General features: G+C 71.6%; 18 protein-coding genes. 12 read left to right on the forward strand and 6 right to left on the reverse strand.

What is annotated here, in order from left to right; translation table 11 throughout:
- Window positions 1–33: 33 nt before the first annotated feature.
- The 9 genes from H7827_RS24195 to pgi all read left to right on the forward strand — a co-directional run bounded on the left by H7827_RS24195 (window position 34) and on the right by pgi (window position 8,544).
- Window positions 34–1,056: a gluconeogenesis factor YvcK family protein gene (locus H7827_RS24195; protein WP_432748050.1), complete on the forward strand. Its 1,023-nt coding sequence runs from the start codon at window positions 34–36 to the stop codon at window positions 1,054–1,056.
- Window positions 1,047–2,024 carry a DNA-binding protein WhiA gene (gene whiA, locus H7827_RS24200; protein ID WP_030734000.1) on the forward strand — a complete coding sequence of 326 codons (978 nt, stop codon included), beginning with the start codon at window positions 1,047–1,049 and terminating at the stop codon, window positions 2,022–2,024. The genes H7827_RS24195 and whiA overlap by 10 nt, the downstream gene beginning before the upstream one ends.
- Window positions 2,025–2,181: 157 nt before the next feature.
- Window positions 2,182–3,186, forward strand: coding sequence for a type I glyceraldehyde-3-phosphate dehydrogenase (gene gap / locus H7827_RS24205; RefSeq protein ID WP_030733997.1), 1,005 nt, complete (start codon window positions 2,182–2,184; stop codon window positions 3,184–3,186).
- 186 nt (window positions 3,187–3,372) lie between these two features.
- Window positions 3,373–4,575, forward strand: coding sequence for a phosphoglycerate kinase (locus tag H7827_RS24210; RefSeq protein WP_030733994.1), 1,203 nt, complete (start codon window positions 3,373–3,375; stop codon window positions 4,573–4,575).
- Between the two features lie 3 nt (window positions 4,576–4,578).
- Window positions 4,579–5,352 (forward strand): triose-phosphate isomerase, encoded by a 774-nt coding sequence (tpiA, locus tag H7827_RS24215; protein ID WP_386540949.1) that lies wholly within the window; start codon window positions 4,579–4,581, stop codon window positions 5,350–5,352.
- A 132-nt stretch (window positions 5,353–5,484) separates the two neighbouring features.
- Window positions 5,485–5,709 carry a preprotein translocase subunit SecG gene (secG, locus tag H7827_RS24220; RefSeq protein WP_375878650.1) on the forward strand — a complete coding sequence of 75 codons (225 nt, stop codon included), beginning with the start codon at window positions 5,485–5,487 and terminating at the stop codon, window positions 5,707–5,709.
- A gap of 130 nt (window positions 5,710–5,839) precedes the next feature.
- A complete protein-coding gene (locus H7827_RS24225; protein ID WP_019433819.1) occupies window positions 5,840–6,175 on the forward strand; it encodes an RNA polymerase-binding protein RbpA in 336 nt (111 codons plus the stop codon).
- 93 nt (window positions 6,176–6,268) lie between these two features.
- The gene (locus H7827_RS24230) at window positions 6,269–6,814 is read left to right on the forward strand and encodes a hypothetical protein (protein ID WP_432747332.1); all 546 of its coding nucleotides are present in this window, start codon (window positions 6,269–6,271) and stop codon (window positions 6,812–6,814) included.
- Between the two features lie 101 nt (window positions 6,815–6,915).
- Window positions 6,916–8,544: a glucose-6-phosphate isomerase gene (gene pgi / locus H7827_RS24235; RefSeq protein WP_432748051.1), complete on the forward strand. Its 1,629-nt coding sequence runs from the start codon at window positions 6,916–6,918 to the stop codon at window positions 8,542–8,544.
- Window positions 8,545–8,579: 35 nt separating this feature from the next.
- On the opposite strand, the gene pgl is transcribed toward pgi, so the two are convergent.
- The 5 genes from pgl to tkt are packed head-to-tail and all read right to left on the reverse strand — an operon-like array spanning window position 8,580 to window position 15,092.
- Window positions 8,580–9,365, reverse strand: a complete 786-nt coding sequence (gene pgl / locus H7827_RS24240; protein WP_432747333.1) for a 6-phosphogluconolactonase — start codon at window positions 9,363–9,365, stop codon at window positions 8,580–8,582.
- Window positions 9,362–10,291, reverse strand: coding sequence for a glucose-6-phosphate dehydrogenase assembly protein OpcA (opcA, locus tag H7827_RS24245; RefSeq protein ID WP_432747334.1), 930 nt, complete (start codon window positions 10,289–10,291; stop codon window positions 9,362–9,364). Before opcA ends, pgl begins: the two co-directional genes overlap by 4 nt.
- Window positions 10,288–11,856 carry a glucose-6-phosphate dehydrogenase gene (gene zwf, locus H7827_RS24250; RefSeq protein WP_200368014.1) on the reverse strand — a complete coding sequence of 523 codons (1,569 nt, stop codon included), beginning with the start codon at window positions 11,854–11,856 and terminating at the stop codon, window positions 10,288–10,290. The genes opcA and zwf overlap by 4 nt, the downstream gene beginning before the upstream one ends.
- A 6-nt stretch (window positions 11,857–11,862) precedes the next feature.
- Window positions 11,863–12,978: a transaldolase gene (gene tal / locus H7827_RS24255; protein WP_432747335.1), complete on the reverse strand. Its 1,116-nt coding sequence runs from the start codon at window positions 12,976–12,978 to the stop codon at window positions 11,863–11,865.
- 35 nt (window positions 12,979–13,013) lie between these two features.
- A complete protein-coding gene (tkt, locus tag H7827_RS24260) occupies window positions 13,014–15,092 on the reverse strand; it encodes a transketolase (protein ID WP_432747336.1) in 2,079 nt (692 codons plus the stop codon).
- 374 nt (window positions 15,093–15,466) lie between these two features.
- Between tkt and H7827_RS24265 the strand changes: the two genes are divergently transcribed.
- The 3 genes from H7827_RS24265 (at window position 15,467) to H7827_RS24275 (ending at window position 17,981) form a co-directional block, all read left to right on the forward strand.
- A complete protein-coding gene (locus H7827_RS24265; protein ID WP_386540239.1) occupies window positions 15,467–16,408 on the forward strand; it encodes a heme o synthase in 942 nt (313 codons plus the stop codon).
- A 137-nt stretch (window positions 16,409–16,545) separates the two neighbouring features.
- Window positions 16,546–16,872, forward strand: coding sequence for a hypothetical protein (locus H7827_RS24270; protein ID WP_200368018.1), 327 nt, complete (start codon window positions 16,546–16,548; stop codon window positions 16,870–16,872).
- A gap of 26 nt (window positions 16,873–16,898) precedes the next feature.
- Window positions 16,899–17,981 carry an amidohydrolase gene (locus H7827_RS24275; RefSeq protein WP_432747337.1) on the forward strand — a complete coding sequence of 361 codons (1,083 nt, stop codon included), beginning with the start codon at window positions 16,899–16,901 and terminating at the stop codon, window positions 17,979–17,981.
- Here the strand turns inward: H7827_RS24275 and H7827_RS24280 are convergent.
- Window positions 17,969–18,958, reverse strand: a complete 990-nt coding sequence (locus tag H7827_RS24280; protein ID WP_386540246.1) for a COX15/CtaA family protein — start codon at window positions 18,956–18,958, stop codon at window positions 17,969–17,971. The two genes, H7827_RS24275 and H7827_RS24280, sit on opposite strands and share 13 nt — an antisense overlap.
- Between the last annotated feature and the right edge of the window lie 12 nt (window positions 18,959–18,970).

The following is an 18,970-nucleotide window of genomic DNA, read 5'->3' on the forward strand; positions in this document are numbered from 1 at the left end:
CAGGGCCGGGACCCCGAGCACCGTCGCACCGTCATGCGGCGGGCCGGCCGCACCGGCCGTGCCCCGCGGCGCGGCGCCCAGCCCAAGGTGGTCGCCCTGGGCGGCGGCATGGGGCTGTCCGCCTCACTCACCGCGCTGCGCCGCATCACCGGTGATCTCACCGCCGTGGTCACCGTCGCCGACGACGGTGGCTCCAGCGGCCGGCTCCGCGACGAGCTGGGCGTCCTGCCCCCGGGCGACCTGCGCAAGGCCCTGGCCGCGCTGTGCGGCGACGACGACTGGGGCCGCACCTGGTCCGAGGTCGTCCAGCACCGGTTCAAGAGCGAGGGCGCCCTGCACGACCACGCGGTCGGCAACCTGCTGATCGTCGCGCTGTGGGAACAGCTGGGCGATCACGTCCAGGCCCTCGACCTGGTCGGCAAACTGCTGGGCGCGCACGGCCGGGTGCTGCCGATGTCGGCCGTGCCGCTGGAACTGGAGGCGCTGGTACGCGGCCACGAGAGCGGCCGGCCGCAGGCGCTCAGCCGGGTACGGGGCCAGGCCACCGTCGCGCTGACCCCGGGCGAGGTGCTCCAGGTGGTCCTGGTGCCGCACGACCCGCCGGCCGTCCCCGAGGCGGTGCAGGCCGTCCTCGACGCGGACTGGGTGATCCTGGGCCCGGGTTCGTGGTTCTCCTCGGTGATCCCCCATCTGCTGGTCCCCGAACTGCTGGACGCCCTCAGCCGTACCAAGGCCCGCCGGGTGCTCTCGCTCAACCTCGCACCGCAGCCCGGGGAAACTGATGGCTTCTCCCCGCAGCGTCATGTGGAGGTTTTGGTACAACACGCCCCTAAACTCGCCTTTGACGTGGTGCTGGCCGACCGGGCAGCGGTGCCCGACCAGGAAAGCCTGAGTCTGGCCGCCGAGCGGCTGGGGGCTTCGGTCCAGCTGGCCCCGGTGGCCGCCGCCGGTGACCCGCTGACCGGCGGCGGTTCCGCACGGCACGACCCGGAGCTGCTGGCCGCCGCGTATGACCGTATTTTTCGTATGCATGGAAGGATCGGCCCATGGCGATGACGGCCGCGGTGAAGGACGAGATCTCACGGCTCCCCGTCACCCGCACCTGCTGCCGCAAGTCGGAGGTGTCGTCGGTCCTGCGGTTCGCCGGCGGCCTGCACCTGGTCAGCGGGCGGATTGTGATCGAGGCGGAGCTGGACACCGGAATCGCCGCCCGCCGGCTGCGCCGGGACATCCTGGAGATCTTCGGACACTCCTCCGATCTGGTGGTGATGGCCCCGGGCGGGCTGCGGCGCGGCAGCCGCTATGTGGTGCGCGTGGTGGCCGGCGGCGATCAGCTGGCCCGGCAGACCGGTCTGGTGGACGGCCGCGGCCGTCCCATCCGCGGGCTGCCGCCGCAGGTGGTCTCCGGGGCGACCTGCGACGCGGAGGCCGCCTGGCGCGGCGCGTTCCTGGCCCACGGTTCGCTCACCGAGCCCGGCCGGTCCTCCTCCCTGGAGGTCACCTGCCCGGGGCCGGAGGCGGCGCTGGCCCTGGTGGGCGCCGCCCGCCGGCTCCAGATCGCCGCCAAGGCGCGCGAGGTGCGCAGTGTGGACCGCGTCGTCGTCCGGGACGGTGACGCGATCGGCGCCCTGTTGACCCGGCTCGGCGCGCACGAGTCGGTGCTGGCCTGGGAGGAGCGCCGGATGCGGCGCGAGGTGCGGGCCACCGCCAACCGGCTGGCCAACTTCGACGACGCCAATCTGCGCCGTTCGGCCCGCGCCGCGGTGGCGGCCGGGGCCCGCGTGCAGCGCGCCCTGGAGATCCTGGGCGAGGAGGTGCCCGAGCACCTGGCGGCGGCCGGCCGGCTGCGCATGGAGCACAAGCAGGCTTCCCTGGAGGAGTTGGGGGCGCTGGCCGACCCGCCGCTGACCAAGGACGCGGTCGCCGGCCGGATCCGCCGGCTGCTGGCGATGGCCGACAAGCGCGCCCAGGACCTGGGCGTGCCGGGCACCGAGTCCAACCTCACCGAGGAGATGGTCGGCTGAGCCGCACCCGTGGTGCCGTCGGGCACCCGATCCCGCCGCCTGTCCCCGGCCGATGTCACCGCTTGGATCCGGGCGCGGTAGGGTCGGAAGAGGTCGGGGACGTCCCATACAGCATCGCCGGAATCCGCATCCGGCGTACCAACGAGGAGATCGGTTCGTGACGATCCGCGTAGGAATCAACGGCTTTGGCCGTATCGGCCGCAACTACTTCCGCGCGCTCCTTGAGCAGGGTGCAGATGTTCAGGTCGTTGGCGTCAACGACCTGACCGACAACGCCACCCTGGTTCATCTGCTGAAGTACGACAGCATCCTCGGCCGCCTCAAGGAAGAGGTGAGCCACACCGAGGACACCATCACGGTGGGCAACCAGACCTTCAAGACCCTGGCGGAGCGCGACCCGGCGAACCTGCCGTGGGCCGAGCTGGGCGCCGACATCGTGATCGAGTCCACCGGCATCTTCACCAAGCGTGAGGACGCCGCCAAGCACCTGGCCGCCGGCGCCAAGAAGGTCCTGATCTCCGCCCCGGCGAAGAACGAGGACGTGACCGTGGTCCTGGGCGTCAACCAGGACGCGTACGACCCGGCGCAGCACGACATCATCTCCAACGCCTCCTGCACCACCAACTGTGTGGCGCCGATGGCGAAGGTCCTGGACGAGAGCTTCGGCATCGTCAAGGGTCTGATGACCACGATCCACGCGTACACCAACGACCAGCGGATCCTGGACTTCCCGCACAGCGACCCCCGCCGGGCCCGGGCCGCCGCGATCAACATCATCCCGACCAGCACGGGTGCAGCCAAGGCCACCGCCCTGGTGCTCCCGCAGCTCAAGGGCAAGCTGGACGGCATCTCGATGCGCGTGCCGGTCCCCACCGGCTCGGTCACCGACCTGGTCGTGGACCTGGACCGTGAGGTCACCGTCGAGGAGGTCAACGCCGCCTTCCAGGCCGCCGCCTCCGGCGAGCTGAAGGGCATCCTCGAGTACACCGAGGACGCCATCGTCTCCTCGGACATCGTGAACTGGCCCGCGTCCTGCACCTTCGACGCGCAGCTCACCATGGTCCAGGGCAACCAGGTCAAGGTTGTCGGCTGGTACGACAACGAGTGGGGCTACTCCAACCGCCTCGTCGACCTGACCGTCTACGTCGGCGACCGCCTGTGACCCGCTGACCGTTCCCACGGTCAGGGCCACAGCGGTCGTACGGGCACCGGCCCTTCCACAGGCACCGGTCCGGCACGCAGCCAGGGCCCGCGAGCCGCGCACCACGCGCGTCGCGGGCCCTGTGCGTGCGGTCCCGGCCGCCCCGGAGCGGCACGGGCCCGCCCTCACGAGGAGCGCATCACACGTATGAAGACGATTGACGATCTTGAGGTCGCCGGGCGGCGGGTCTTCGTCCGCGCCGATCTGAACGTCCCGCTGGAGAGCGGGAAGATCACCGACGACGGCCGCATCAGGGCCGCCGTTCCGACGATCCGGAAGCTGGCCGAGGCCGGCGCCAAGGTGATCGTCGCCTCCCACCTCGGCCGCCCCAAGGGCGCCCCGGACCCGGCCTTCTCGCTGGCTCCGGTCGCCGCCCGGCTCGGTGAACTGCTCGGCGGGCCGGTCGCGTTCGCCTCCGACACGGTCGGCGAGAGCGCGCGTGCCACCGTGGCGGGCCTGGCAGACGGCCAGGTGGCACTGCTGGAGAACCTGCGCTTCAACCCCGGCGAGACCAGCAAGGACGACGCCGAGCGCGGCGCCTTCGCCGAGCAGCTGGCGGGGCTCGCGGACGCGTACGTCGGGGACGGCTTCGGCGCCGTGCACCGCAAGCACGCCTCCGTGTACGACCTCCCGGCCCGGCTGCCGCACGCCGCCGGCGGGCTGATCGCCACCGAGGTGGGTGTGCTGAAGCAGCTCACCGAGGACGTCCGCCGCCCCTACGCGGTGGTACTCGGCGGCGCCAAGGTCTCCGACAAGCTCGGAGTCATCGACCACCTGCTGGAGCGCGCCGACCGGATCCTGATCGGCGGCGGCATGGTGTTCACCTTCCTCAAGGCCCAGGGCCACGAGGTCGGCGCCTCGCTCCTCCAGGAGGACCAGCTCCCCGTGGTGCGCGAGTATCTGCGCCGGGCCGCCGAGCGCGGCGTGGAGTTCGTGCTGCCGGTGGACGTGGTCGTGGCCAAGGAGTTCCCCGACCTGGCCACCAAGGCGCCCGCGCACCCCACCGTGGTGCCGGCCGACGCCATCCCGGCCGGCGGTCTGGGCCTGGACATCGGCCCGCGCACCACCGAGCTGTACGCGGCCAAGCTCGCCGACGCCGCCACCGTCTTCTGGAACGGCCCGATGGGTGTCTTCGAACACCCGGACTTCGCGGCGGGAACCCGCGGGGTCACCCAGGCGCTGCTGGACTCGCCCGCCTTCACCGTGGTCGGTGGCGGTGACTCGGCCGCGGCGGTGCGCATCCTCGGCTTCGACGAGACGGCGTTCGGCCACATCTCGACCGGAGGCGGCGCCAGCCTCGAATACCTGGAGGGCAAGACCCTCCCCGGCCTCGCCGCACTGGAGGACTGAACCATGGCACGTACCCCGTTGATGGCGGGCAACTGGAAGATGAACCTCAATCACCTCGAGGCCATCGCCCAGGTCCAGAAGCTGGCCTTCGGCCTGTCGGACAAGGACTTCGCCGCGGTGGAGGTGGCCGTGCTGCCGCCCTTCACCGATCTGCGCTCGGTACAGACGCTGGTCGACGGCGACAAGCTGAAGATCAAGTACGGCGCCCAGGACGTCTCGGCGCACGACTCCGGCGCGTACACCGGGGAGATCTCCGGCGCGATGCTCGCCAAGCTGAACTGCACGTACGTGGTGATCGGCCACTCCGAGCGCCGGCAGTACCACGGCGAGGACGACGCCACCTGCAACGCCAAGGTCCAGGCCGCCTACCGGCACGGCCTCACCCCGATCCTGTGCGTGGGAGAGGGCCTGGAGGTCCGCAAGGCCGGCGGCCAGGTCGCCCACACGCTGGCCCAGCTGGACGGCGCGCTCAAGGATGTCCCCGCGGAGCAGGCGGCGACCATTGTGGTGGCCTACGAGCCCGTGTGGGCCATCGGCACCGGCGAGGTGGCCACCCCCGACGACGCCCAGGAGGTGTGCGGGGCGATCCGTGCCCGGCTGGCCGAGCTCTACAACGCCGACCTGGCGGACGGGGTCCGCATCCAGTACGGCGGCTCGGTGAAGTCCGGCAACGTGGCCGCGATCATGGCGCAGCCCGATGTGGACGGCGCCCTGGTGGGCGGTGCGGCGCTGGACTCCGACGAGTTCACCAAGATCGTGCGGTTCCGCGATCAGTAACGGTTCGGCCGTGCACTAGCGATACCCTGTCCGGGGGCCGGACCGGTGACGTCCCACGTCTCCACCCGGCCCCCGATGCCCTGTACATTGTGTGTGTCCATCCGTCCGAGAGAGTTGGTCCCAGTCGTGGAATTGGCGCTCCAGATCGCCCTGATCGTCTTCAGCTTCCTCTTGGGGCTGCTTGTGCTCATGCACAAGGGAAAGGGCGGCGGCCTCTCCGACATGTTCGGTGGCGGCATGCAGTCCTCGGTGGGCGGTTCGTCGGTCGCCGAACGCAACCTTGACCGGATCACCGTGATCGTCGGGCTCGCCTGGTTTGTGATCATCGTGCTGCTCGGTCTGCAGATGAAGTCCTGAACCACCGCACGTCCCCGCGCGAGCGGGGACGGTCCGCGATCCCTCGTAACTCGGGCACTGGACGTGCGTTGAGCCTTGCATAGACTGAGGCGACTTCTTAGCACGTGTAGTGAGGCAGGGAGTTACGACAGTGGCAGGTGGCAACGCGATCCGGGGCAGCCGGGTCGGCGCGGGGCCCATGGGCGAGGCAGAGCGGGGCGAATCCGCTCCGCGGCTGCGGGTCTCCTTCTGGTGCGCCAACGGACACGAGACACAGCCGAGCTTCGCCAGCGACGCCCAGATCCCGGACACCTGGGACTGCCAGCGCTGCGGCTTCCCGGCCGGCCCGGAACGCGAGGCCCCGCCGGCCCCGCCGCGTACGGAGCCGTACAAGACCCACCTGGCCTACGTCCGCGAACGCCGCAGCGCGGCGGACGGCGAGGCCATCCTGGCGGAGGCCCTGGCGAAACTGCGCGGCGAGATCTGACACCACCCACCGATTCCGCTGTGAGCGTACGGTGGGTCACCGCAGCCTCACGGCATGGACGCGTGCGGTGATCATCTTTTACGATCTTGAGCCATGTGGTCGCGGCGTGTGACGTATGGGGCGCGTGGGGGCATGATCGCCCGCTCGTTAGGGGTATTTCTGCTGGGCGCGGCGATGTCGCTCGGCCTGCTCGCCGTCCCGGCGAGTGCGGGGGAGCGCCCGCAAGCCCCGGAGGTCCGCGTCTACCACGGGAAGATCACCACCCCGCAGAATCCCGTGGCGGCCCATGAGCCGGCGGAGAACCCCGCGGCGTACGCGGTGACGGCCGGAAACGAGAACGGGCGGATCGTTGTCCGGGGGCGGGTCACCCTCGGCGCTCCGTGTGACCCGCGTGACGGAGCGGCTCATGAGGCCGCCGCCGATGTCACCTTCCCCCGGGAGCACTTCAGCGGCGATCCCGCTGAGGTGCCGCTCTCCGGTATCGCCCCGGCCGCCGATCGGAACGGCCCCCTCCCGGACCTCTCCCGCGCTGTGCCCGGCCTCCCCGTCGAGGGCGGCGGGTTCCCTCTCCACGCGGCGCGCGAGGCCGCCCAGTGGCCGCCTGTGCTACCGGTTCCCGCGAACTCCGGCTTCACATGAAGGGGCGAGCACACGGACGGGTGCCGCCTCGCGTGGTGCGGGGATCGACTAGCTTGTGAGGAGTGACAGAGAACAACAACGCCGGTGAGCATCGTGGCAGGGTGGACCGTACGGGTGAGTGGCGGGCGCTCGGGGAGCATCGGGAGGCGCTGGGAGAGGTCTCGCTCCGGGAGCTGTTCGCCAAGGACCCGGAGCGGGCCGAGCGGCTCGCTCTCCCCGTCGGGGATCTCCATGTGGACTTCTCCAAGCAGCTGGTGACCGATGAGACCCTGCGGCTGCTGCGCGAACTGGCCGCAGCCCGGGGGGTCGCCGAGCTGCGGGACGCCATGTTCCGGGGCGAGCGCATCAACACCACCGAGGACCGGGCCGTGTTGCACACCGCGCTGCGCGCGCCCCGGGACGCGGTGATCGAGGTCGACGGCGAGAACGTGGTCCCGGCCGTGCACGCCGTCCTCGACAAGATGGCCGGCTTCGCGGACCGGGTGCGCTCGGGCGAGTGGAGGGGGCACACCGGGGAGCGGATCACCACTGTCGTCAACATCGGCATCGGCGGCTCCGATCTGGGGCCCGCGATGGCGTACGAGGCGCTGCGGCCGTTCACGGCGCGGGACATCGGCTTCCGGTTCGTCTCCAACGTCGACGGTGCGGATCTGCACGAGGCGGTGCGGGATCTCGATCCGGCGCGGACCCTGTTCATCGTCGCCTCGAAGACCTTCACCACCATCGAGACCATCACCAACGCCACCTCGGCGCGCGGGTGGCTGCTCGACGGGCTGGGCGGGGACGCGGACGCGGTCGCCAAGCACTTCGTCGCCGTGTCGACCAACGCCGGCAAGGTGGCGGAGTTCGGCATCGACACCGACAACATGTTCGAGTTCTGGGACTGGGTCGGCGGCCGGTACTCCTACGACTCGGCGATCGGTCTCTCCCTGATGATCGCGATCGGCCCCGAGCGGTTCCGCGAGATGCTCGGCGGATTCCACCTGGTCGACGAGCACTTCCGCACGGCGCCGGCGGAGGAGAACGTACCGCTGCTGCTGGGTCTGCTGGGGGTCTGGTACGGGGCGTTCCACGACGCGCAGTCCCATGCCGTGCTGCCGTACAGCCACTACCTGTCGAAGTTCACCGCCTACCTCCAGCAGCTGGACATGGAGTCCAACGGCAAGCGGGTGGACCGTCAGGGCGAGCCGGTGAGCTGGCAGACCGGGCCCGTGGTGTGGGGCACGCCGGGCACCAACGGCCAGCACGCCTACTTCCAGCTGCTGCACCAGGGCACGAAGCTGATCCCGGCCGATCTGCTCGGGTTCGCCCGGCCGGTGGCCGAGCTGGCGCCCGATCTCGCCGCCCAGCACGACCTGCTGATGGCCAATCTCTTCGCGCAGGGTCAGGCGCTGGCCTTCGGCAAGACCGCCGAGGAGGTGCGGGAGGAAGGCGTCGCCGAGGAACTGGTGCCGCACCGGACGTTCCCGGGGAACCGGCCCACCACGACGATCCTGGCCACCGAGCTGTCCCCGTCCGTCCTGGGACAGCTGATCGCCCTGTACGAGCACAAGGTGTTCGTCCAGGGCGCCATCTGGGACATCGACTCCTTCGACCAGTGGGGAGTCGAGCTGGGCAAGGTCCTCGCCAAGCGCGTGGAGCCCGCCCTCACCGAGGGGGCCGAGGTGCCGGGACTCGACGCCTCGACCGGGGCCCTCGTCAGCAGGTACCGGGAGCTGCGCGGGCGTTGAGCCCCCGCCCCCGGCGCCCGCCGGCGGCGGCCTGGTCAGGCCATCGCCGGCGGGTACAGCTGGGGCGGCAGCGCCGAGGCCGCCGCGCGGTCCAGGAGCCACAGGGTGCGGCTGTGCCCGTACGCGCCCGCCGCCGGTGCCTGTAGCTCGCCCGGTCCCGACAGCGCGATCCGCGCCGCCTCCGCCTTGTCCTCGCCCGCCGCCAGCAGCCACACCTCACGTGCGGTGCGGATCGCCGGCAGGGTGAGGGAGATCCGGGTGGGCGGCGGCTTGGGAGCACCGTGCACCGCCACCACCGGACGTTCCCTCTCGTGCAGTGCCGGATGCTCGGGGAACAGCGACGCCACATGGGTGTCGGGGCCCACACCCAGCAGCAGCACGTCGAAGCGCGGCACCGTGTCGTGGTTCAGCACGTCGCGCGCCGTGGCCAGCTCCGCCGCGTACCCTTCGGCCGCTGCCTCCGCGTCATTGCCCCACGGGCCGTCGGAGGCCGGCATCGGGTGGACCCGGGCCGGGTCCACCGGCACCTGGTCCAGCAGCGCCGCACGCGCCTGCACCTCGTTGCGGTCCGGATCCCCGGTCGGCAGGAAACGCTCGTCCCCCCACCACAGATCCAGCCGCGCCCAGTCCACCGCGTCCCGCGCGGGGGACGCGGCCAGCGCCGCCAGCAGCCCGTTGCCGTTGCGGCCACCGGTCAGCACCACCGACGCCGAGCCGCGCGCCGCCTGGGCGTCCACGATCTTCGTGATCAGCCGGGCGGCGGCGGCCTGCGCCATCAGTTCCTTGTCGCGGTGGACGACCACCTGCGGGGTGCCCGTCACTGCCGCGCTCCCGCCGTCGCGCCGAACCGCAGCGCGTCCGCGTACGCCTCGTCCGGGTCCAGACGCCGCAGTTCCTCCGCGATCAGCTCCGCCACGGTGCGCCGGTGCAGCGCCACACTGCGGTCGGGTTGCCCCGGCACCGCCAGCTTCGCCAGCGAACCGGTGGGCCGGTCCAGGCAGATCGTGCCGTCCTCGGTGAGCAGCCGCACCGCCGTGATCCCGGGGCCGGGTGTCACCACCCGCTCCACCGGGACGCCGAGCCGCTGCGCCAGCCACAGCGCCAGCAGCTCGGTGGAGGGGCTGTTGCTCTCGCCCTCCACCGCGGCCGAGCTGATCGCGCCGTGCTTCTGGTCGAGCGCCGCCGCCAGCACACTGCGCCAGGGAGTGATCCGGGTCCACGCCAGATCGGTGTCGCCCGGCGAGTAGACCTCAGCCCGTGCCGCGAGCGCCGCCACCGGGTCCTCCGTCGCGGCCGCGTCCATGATGCGGCGCTGCGCCAGCGTCCCCAGCAGATCGCGCTCCGGGTGGGCCGGGGCGTCCTGCGGCCACCACACCACCACCGGGGCGTCCGGCAGCAGCAGCGGCAGCACCACGCTGTAGGCGTGCGCCGACAGTTCGCCGTGCAGCCGCAGCAGTACGGTCTCCCCGCTGCCGGTCTCCCCGCCGACCCGCACCTCAGCGTCCAGATGCGCGCCGGCCCGGTCCCGGGAGGAACGCCCGGGGCGCCGGATGACGACCAGGATGCGCGACGGGTGCTCCGTCGACGCGTCGCTGGCCGCCTTCAGGGCGTCGTAGTGGTTGCCCTCGTCGGTGACGATGACAAGGGTCAGCACTATGCCCACCGCCGGGGTTCCCGTCGCGCGCCGCGCCCGGACCAGGGCGGCGTTGATCTGACTGACTGTGGTGTCCGTGAGGTCGATCTTCATGGGCGCCGCCAGCTCCGTCCGTCGAGCGCGAGCATGTCGTCGGCCGCCTGCGGGCCCCAGGTACCCGCCGGGTACGGCTCGGGGCGGCCGTGCGCGGCCCAGAACTCCTCGACCGGGTCGAGGATCTCCCAGGAGCGTTCCACCTCCTGGTGCCGCGGGAACAGGTTGGCGTCCCCGAGCAGCACGTCCAGGATCAGCCGCTCGTACGCCTCGGGGCTGGACTCCGTGAACGACTCGCCGTAAGCGAAGTCCATCGTCACGTCCCGGATCTCCATCTGGGTGCCGGGCACCTTGGAGCCGAACCTGATGGTGACGCCCTCGTCCGGCTGCACCCGGATCACCAGCGCGTTGTTGCGCAGCTCCTGGGTGTCGGTGGCGTCGAAGGGGGAGTACGGGGCGCGCTGGAAGACCACCGCGATCTCGGTGACCCGGCGGCCCAGACGCTTGCCGGTGCGCAGATAGAACGGCACCCCGGCCCAGCGCCGGTTGTCGATCTCCAGCTTGATCGCCGCGTAGGTGTCGGTCACCGACTTGGGGTCGATGCCGTCCTCCTCCAGATAGCCGGCCACCTTCTGGCCGCCCTGCCAGCCGCCGGTGTACTGGCCGCGCACCGTGTGCCGGCCCAGGTCCTGCGGCAGCCGTACGGCGCTGAGCACCTTCAGCTTCTCGGCGACCAGGGACTCGGCGTCGAAGCCCGAGGGCTCCTCCATCGCGGTGAGCGCCAGCAGCTGGAGCAGGTGGTTCTGGATGACGTCACGGGCCGAGCCGATGCCGTCGTAGTAGCCGGCCCGGCCGCCGATGCCGATGTCCTCGGCCATGGTGATCTGCACGTGATCGACGTACGACCGGTTCCACAGCGGCTCGAACAGGGTGTTGGCGAACCGCAGCGCCATGATGTTCTGGACGGTTTCCTTGCCCAGGTAGTGGTCGATGCGGAAGACCTCGTGCGGTGCGAACACATCGTGCACGACCGCGTTCAGCTCCTGCGCGGAGGCCAGATCGTGCCCGAACGGCTTCTCGATCACCGCCCGCCGCCAGCTGTCGCCCTGCCCCTCGGACAGGCCGTGCTTCTTGAGCTGACGCACCACCGTGGGGAAGAACTTCGGCGGTACGGAGAGGTAGAAGGCGAAGTTGCCGCCGGTGCCGCGCTCCTTGTCCAGCTCCTCGATCGTCGTGCGCAGCGTGTCGAACGCCACGTCGTCGTCGAAGGTGCCGGGCACGAAGCGCATGCCCTCGGCCAGCTGCTCCCACACCTCTTCACGGAAGGGGGTGCGGGCGTGCTCCATCACGGAGTCGTGGACGACCTGGGCGAAGTCCTCGTGCGCCCAGTCCCGGCGGGCGAACCCGACCAGGGAGAAGCCCGGGGGCAGCAGCCCCCGGTTGGCGAGGTCGTACACCGCCGGCATGAGCTTCTTGCGGGAAAGGTCGCCGGTGACCCCGAAGATCACCAGGCCCGACGGCCCCGCGATACGCGGGAGCCGCCGGTCCTGCGGGGTGCGCAGCGGGTTGGCACGGACGCCGGGGGTCTGCCCGGCGCCCGGCGCGTTCGCAGCTGAGCCGCTCACCGTCGCTCAGTCCTCCCCGCCGGCGAGCCGCTCGAGTTCGGCCTGGGTGGAGTCGAGCAGCGCGGTCCACGCCGACTCGAACTTCTCCACGCCCTCCTCCTCCAGCAGCCGTACGACGTCGTCGTACGAGATGCCGGCGGCGGCGAGCGCGTCCAGGTCGGCGCGGGCCTGCTCGTAGGTGCCGGCGATGGTGTTGCCGGTGATCCGCCCGTGGTCCTCGGTGGCCTTGAGGGTGGCCTCCGGCATGGTGTTCACGGTGCCGGGGGCGACCAGCTCGGTCACGTACAGGGTGTCCGGGTAGGACGGGTCCTTCACACCGGTGGAGGCCCACAGCGGACGCTGCTCGTTGGCGCCGGCCTTGGCCAGGGCGGCCCAGCGGTCGGAGGCGGTGACTTCCTCGAACGCCTGGTAGGCGAGGCGCGCGTTGGCCACCGCGGCCTTGCCGCGCAGCTGCTCCGCCTCCCCGCCCAGCTCCGCCAGCCGCTTGTCGATCTCGGTGTCGACACGGGAGACGAAGAAGGACGCCACGGAGTGGATCGTCGACAGGTCCAGGCCCTTGGCCTTCGCCTGCTCCAGACCGGTCAGGTAGGCGTCCATCACCTCGCGGTAGCGCTCCAGGGAGAAGATCAGCGTGACGTTGACGCTGATGCCCAGGGCGATCGTCTCGGTGATGGCGGGCAGCCCGGCCCGGGTGGCCGGGATCTTGATGAGCGTGTTGGGCCGCTCCACCAGCCACGCCAGCTGCTTGGCCTCGGCGACGGTCGCCTCGGTGTGGTGCGCCAGGCGGGGGTCCACCTCGATGGACACCCGGCCGTCGCGCCCGTCAGTCGCGTCGTACACCGGCCGCAGCACGTCGGCGGCGTCGCGCACGTCGGCCGTGGTGATCATGCGGACGGCCTCTTCGACCGTGACCTTGCGGGTGGCGAGGTCGGCGAGCTGGCTCTCGTAGCCGTCGCCCTGGGAGATCGCCTTCTGGAAGATCGCCGGATTGGTGGTCACCCCGACGACGTGCTGCTGGTCGAGCAGTTCGCCGAGGTCGCCGGACGTGATGCGCTTGCGCGACAGGTCGTCCAGCCAGATCGCGACACCCTCCTCGGAGAGTCGCTTGAGTGCGTCGGTCATGAGAATCGCATCCCCTGCTTGCTTGTCTGTCTGTCTCAGCGCTCTGCGGCGGCCAGGGATTCCCGGGCCGCCTGGGCGACGGCCTCGGGGGTGATCCCGAACTCCCGGTAGAGCGTCTGGTAGTCGGCGGACGCACCGAAGTGCTCCAGCGAAACGATCCGCCCGGCGGTGCCCACGTAGCGGTACCAGGTGAGGCCGACCCCGGCCTCCACGGCGACCCGGGCCGCCACGACCGGCAGCAGCACATGGTCGCGGTAGGACTGATCCTGCTCCTCGAACCACTCCACGCACGGCATCGACACCACCCGGGTGGGGATGCCCTCGGCCTGGAGCACCTCGCGGGCGGCGACCGCCAGCTGGAGCTCGGAGCCGGTGCCGATGAGGATGAGGCGCGGGGTGCCGCCCTCGGCCTCGGTGTGGATGTAACCCCCGCGCACGGTGTTCTCGTTCGGCGCGTAGGTGGGCACGTTCTGCCGGGTGAGGGCGAGGCCGTGCGGGGCCGGGTGGGTGGCGTACCGCTCCAGGATCTCGCGCCACACCAGCACGGTCTCGTTCGCGTCGGCCGGGCGCACGATGTTCAGGCCCGGGATGGCGCGCAGCGCGGACAGGTGCTCCACCGGCTGGTGGGTCGGGCCGTCCTCGCCGAGACCGATCGAGTCGTGCGTCCACACGTAGGTGACGGGCGCCTGCATCAGGGCCGCCAGCCGGACGGCGGGACGCATGTAGTCGGAGAACACCAGGAAGGTGCCGCCGTAGACGCGGGTGTTGCCGTGCAGGGCGATGCCGTTCATGGCGGAGCCCATGGCGTGCTCGCGGATGCCGAAGTGCACGGTGCGGCCGTACGGGTCCGCCTCGGGCAGCGGGTTGCCGGCCGGGAGGAAGGACGAGCTCGCGTCGATGGTGGTGTTGTTGGAGCCGGCCAGGTCGGCGGAGCCGCCCCACAGTTCGGGGATGACCGGGCCCAGTTCGGTGAGCACCTTGCCGGAGGCCTTGCGGGTGGCGACGTCCTTGCCGGCCGGGAAGGACGGCAGGGCCTTCTCCCAGCCCTCGGGCAGCCGGGCGGCGCGGATGCGGTCGAACTCGGCGGCGCGCTCCGGGTTGGCCTCGCGCCAGGCGGCGAGCTCCTCGTCCCAGGCGGCGCGGGCCTGCTGCCCCCTTACGGTGGCCGCCCGGGTGTGGGCGATCACCTCGTCGGAGACCTCGAACGTCTTGGTCGGGTCGAAGCCCAGGAGCTCCTTGGTGGCCGCGACCTCGTCGGCGCCGAGCGCCGAGCCGTGCGCGGCCTCGGTGTTCTGGGCGTTCGGGGCGGGCCAGGCGATGATCGAGCGCGCGGCGACGATGGAGGGCCGGTCGGTGACCGCCTGGGCGGCGAGCAGCGCCTCGTGCACGGCCTTGGGGTCCAGGTCGCCGTTCTCCAGCGGGGCGACCCGCTGGATGTGCCAGCCGTACGCCTCGAAGCGGGCCAGGGTGTCCTCGGAGATCGCCGTCTCGGTGTCGCCCTCGATGGAGATGTGATTGTCGTCCCACAGCAGGACGAGGTTGCCGAGCTTCTGGTGGCCGGCCAGCGAGGCGGCCTCGGCCGAGACGCCTTCCTGCAGGCAGCCGTCACCCGCGAACACCCAGATGGTGTGGTCGAAGGGGGAGGTGCCGGGGGCGGCGTCCGGGTCGAACAGGCCGCGCTCGTAGCGGGCGGCCATCGCCATGCCCACGGCGTTCGCCACGCCCTGGCCCAGCGGCCCGGTGGTGGTCTCCACACCCACGGTGTGCCCGTGCTCGGGGTGCCCCGGGGTGCGGCTGTCCCAGGTACGGAAGGACTTCAGGTCCTCCAGCTCCAGGCCGTACCCGGCCAGGTACAGCTGGATGTACAGCGTGAGGCTGGTGTGACCCACGGACAGCACGAAACGGTCCCGGCCGGTCCAGTCCGGCTCGGACGGGTCGTGCCGCAGCAGCTTCTGGAACAGCACATAGGCGGCGGGCGCCAGGGACATCGCCGTGCCGGGGTGGCCGTTCCCGACCTTCTGTACGGCGTCCATGGCCAGAACACGAACGGTGTCGACGGCCCGCTGGTCCAACTCGGTCCAGTCGAGGGCTGAGGTGGTCGGCTTGGTGCTCACCCTGCGTCAGGGCTCCTCTCCGCGGTCGGGTAGGTCCGGTGATGCGTTCTCCCACCGGAAGCGGCGCGAGGCTCACCGGGCGGTGCCGAGCCTACCTCTGGCGGGCGTCGCCCCTGTGGCCGCGTTCATCCAGTGGGCGGGCCGCGCCCGGCGACGGTGCCGGCCGTGACGGCGATGACGCGCACCACCATTCCAGGGCGTACCGTGCCGTCGCGAGCGGCGCGCCCGCGCGGGGGCCACCCCGAAGACAAGGTGGGTATCTCGGGCGTCTAGAGTGACGGTGTTCATGTGAGGGGCGTCCATGAGCGGCCCGTGACGGAGAACCGTCGCGTCGCCGGAGCCCCGACGCTGATCTCGCAGAATCAGGGGTGTCCGTGACGGCCGTCGATTCCCGTCCGGTGGCAGAGCGCGGTACCGGCTCCGGCCAGTGGACGCGTGGAGCCCGGATCAGGGCGTTCATCGCGCTGACCAAGCCCCGCATCATCGAGACTTTGCTCATCACCACCATCCCGGTGATGTTCCTCGCTCAGCAAGGGGTTCCCGACCTCTGGTTGGTGATCGTTACCGTTACGGCGGGTTATCTGTCGGCGGGCGGCGCCAACGCGCTGAACATGTACTACGACCGCGACATCGACGCGCTCATGCACCGCACGTCGAACCGGCCGCTGGTCACCGGGATCGTCAGCCCGGCGGAATGCCTGGTCTTCGGCATCTCGCTCGCCGTGGTCTCCACCGCGATGTTCGGCCTGCTGGTCAACTGGCTGTCGGCGGCGCTGGCGCTGGGCGCGCTGCTGTTCTACGTCCTCGTCTACACCATGTGGCTCAAGCGGCGTACCGCGCAGAACATCGTGTGGGGCGGCATCGCCGGCTGTCTGCCGGTGGCCATCGGCTGGTCCTCGGTGACCAACTCGCTGTCCTGGGCCGCGGTGATCCTCTTCCTGGTCATCTTCTTCTGGACCCCGCCGCACTACTGGCCGCTGTCCATGAAGGTCCGCGAGGACTACGCGCGGGCCGGGGTGCCCATGCTGCCGGTGGTCGCGAGCAACAAGGTGGTGGCCCGGCAGATCGTCGTCTACAGCTGGGTGATGGTCGGGGTCTCGCTGCTGCTGTGGCCGCTGGGGTACGTCGGGTGGTTCTACCCGGCCGTCGCGGTGGCCGCCGGCGTGTGGTGGCTGTGGGAGGCGCACACGCTCCAGGCGCGCGCCCGGGCCGGGATGACCGGCTCCCGGCTCAAGGAGATGCGGCTGTTCCACTGGTCCATCACCTACGTCTCCCTGATCTTCATCGCGGTGGCCATCGACCCGTTCCTGCGCTGACGCCGGGCGCGCCCGGAAGAAGGGGCGCGCGGGCCCTTCCTCCGGGGCATCGGGTGCCATGTCCGGAGGAACGGTCCACGGGCGCTCCCGGCCGCCGGCCGGGGGGGTGTTCCCCCACCCGATTACCGCGCCGTAACATGCCGGGCATGACAACCCGCACCGACCGGGCAGGCAAGCGGCTCACCCGGCAGATCACCGCCTTCGCCCGCTCCCACGGCGGCTCCGCCGAGGCCACCGTGAGCCACGTCGGCGCACGCGGTGCCCGCATCGTCCTCGTGGCCGCCGACGGCGACTGGGGAGATCTGATGGCACCGGACGGCGACACCGCCCGGCAGGCCCTCGAAGCAGCGGGAATCACCCCCCGGGACGGTTTCGACGCCCCGCTCGCCGCGAAGGTACGCACCGGGCCCTACGAATGGACCCGCATGGCGGGCCTCCAGATCGGCGGACCCCGCAATACCTGAAAGCGGTTTCGGGCGTTAGGCGGAATATGCACACCTCGCCCCTGGTGGATCAGCACGGCCACGGCGTGCTCCACGGGGAACTGGGCCTCGGCACCTTCGAGCGGCAACTCGCCGCCGCGCTCGGCGGACCGGCCGGCACCGGGAGCTCCTACGACACCACCACGGGCCTCGCGCTGCGCCGCTGGTGCCCCCCATTGCTCGGGCTGCCCCCGCACACCACGGCCGTGCGCTACCTGGCCCGGCGGCGCGAACTCGGGGCGTACGCGGCCACCCGGGCCCTGCTGCGCGGCAGCGGCATCCACACCTACCTCGTGGACCCCTCGATACCCGGCGAGGGAGAGGGGATCGGGGACGGGGAGAGCGACGCGGTGACGGACGTCCGCGAACTCGCCGCCGCCGCCGGCTCCCGGGCCCACGAACTGGTCGCCCTCACCGCGCTCGCCGCCCGCGTCGCCGACCGCGGCGGGGGAGTGCGCACCTTCCCGCAGGACATCGCCCAGGCCCTGCACACCGCCGCCCGGCGCGCCGTCGCCTTCGTCTGCGACACCGCGACCCTGCGGGACGGCGCGCCGCCGGAACCCGCCGAGGTACGCCGCGCGGCCGGCCGCTGGCTCGCCTGCGGCCGGCGCCGTACCGAGCCCGCCCTCACCGGGCACCTGCTGTGGGCCGCGTTCGCCTGCGGGCTCCCCGTACAACTGCGCTGCGCCGACCCCCGGCCGCTGATCCCGCTGCTGCGCGCGACGGCGGGCCGGGCCGTCATCGTGCTGCTGCCGCGCCGCCCGCACCACGAGGCCGCGGCCCGGCTGGCCGCGGCCTTTCCGCATGTCTACGCCGATGTGGGTCCGGAACCGGCCGTCACCCTGGCACGGGCGCCGTTCGGCAAGCTGCTGTTCTCCACCGGGGCGCGCGGGCTGCCCGAACTCCACGTGGTGCGGGTGCGGCAGTACCAGCGGGCCATGACACGGCTGCTGGGGGAGTGGATCACCCAGGGGGAGTGCTCGCGGGCGGACGCCCGGCGGATCGCCGACCGCATCAGCGGCGGCACCGCCCGCGGCGTCTACCGGCTGGAGGAACGGGCCCCCGCGCGGCGCGTGCCTCAGACGGGCTGAGGTTCCTTCGCCGCCGGGTCACCCGCCGAGGGCTCCGCGTGGACCTCGGGGCCCGGCGCGAGCCCGCGCTCCCGGGTGGACAGCAGCAGCCGCAGCATCGCGATCCACACCAGCGTCGATCCGAACATGTGGATCCCGACCAGCCACTCCGGCTCGTCCAGCGCGTACTGCACATAGCCGATCGCGCCCTGGGACAGGACGATCAGCAGCAGATCGCGGGAACGGGCGCGCGGCCCCGCCGGGGCGTCCACCAGACGCAGCACCATCCACACGGCGAGCGCGCCGAGCGCCACCGACCAGGCGAGCATCGAGTGCACCCGGGTGACGGTCTCCCAGTCGAACGGCATCCGCTCGATGTCCCCGCTGTCCCCGGCGTGCTTGCCACTGCCCGTCACGGCGGTGCCGGCCACCAGCAGGACCCCGGTGAGCACGGTCAGGCCGAACACGGCGCGGCGCACCGGCACACCCACCAGCGGGCGCGGCGGGTCATCTCCCTCGCGGGCGCGCAGCCAGGTGAGGGTGGTGGTGGTCAGCAGCGCCATCGCGGCCAGGAAGTGGCCGGCGACGATCCACGGGTTCAGCTCGGTGAGCACGGTGATGCCGCCGATGACGGCGTTGCTCATGACCACCCAGAACTGGGCCCAGGCCATCCGGGTCAGCGGGTGGCGGCGCGGCTTGGCCGCGCGGGCCGCGATGATCGTCCAGCCGACGGCGGCGGAGACCACGTACGTCAGCATCCGGTTGCCGAACTCGATCAGCCCGTGCACCCCCATCTCGGAGGTGGTGGTGAGCGAGTCGTCGGTGCACTTGGGCCACGTGTCGCAGCCCAGGCCGGAGCCGGTCAGCCGGACGGCGCCACCGGTGACGATGATGAGCACGCTCATCACCAGCGCGGTGAACGCGGCGCGGCGCACGGTCTCGGGACGCGGCGTCCAGCGCTCGGCAATGTACGCGAGGGGGTTTCGCACTGCTTTCAGCACCCGCTCATG

Origin of the sequence: Streptomyces sp. JH002, from assembly GCF_050916115.1 — a bacterium.
GTDB classification, from domain to species: domain Bacteria; phylum Actinomycetota; class Actinomycetes; order Streptomycetales; family Streptomycetaceae; genus Streptomyces; species Streptomyces xiamenensis.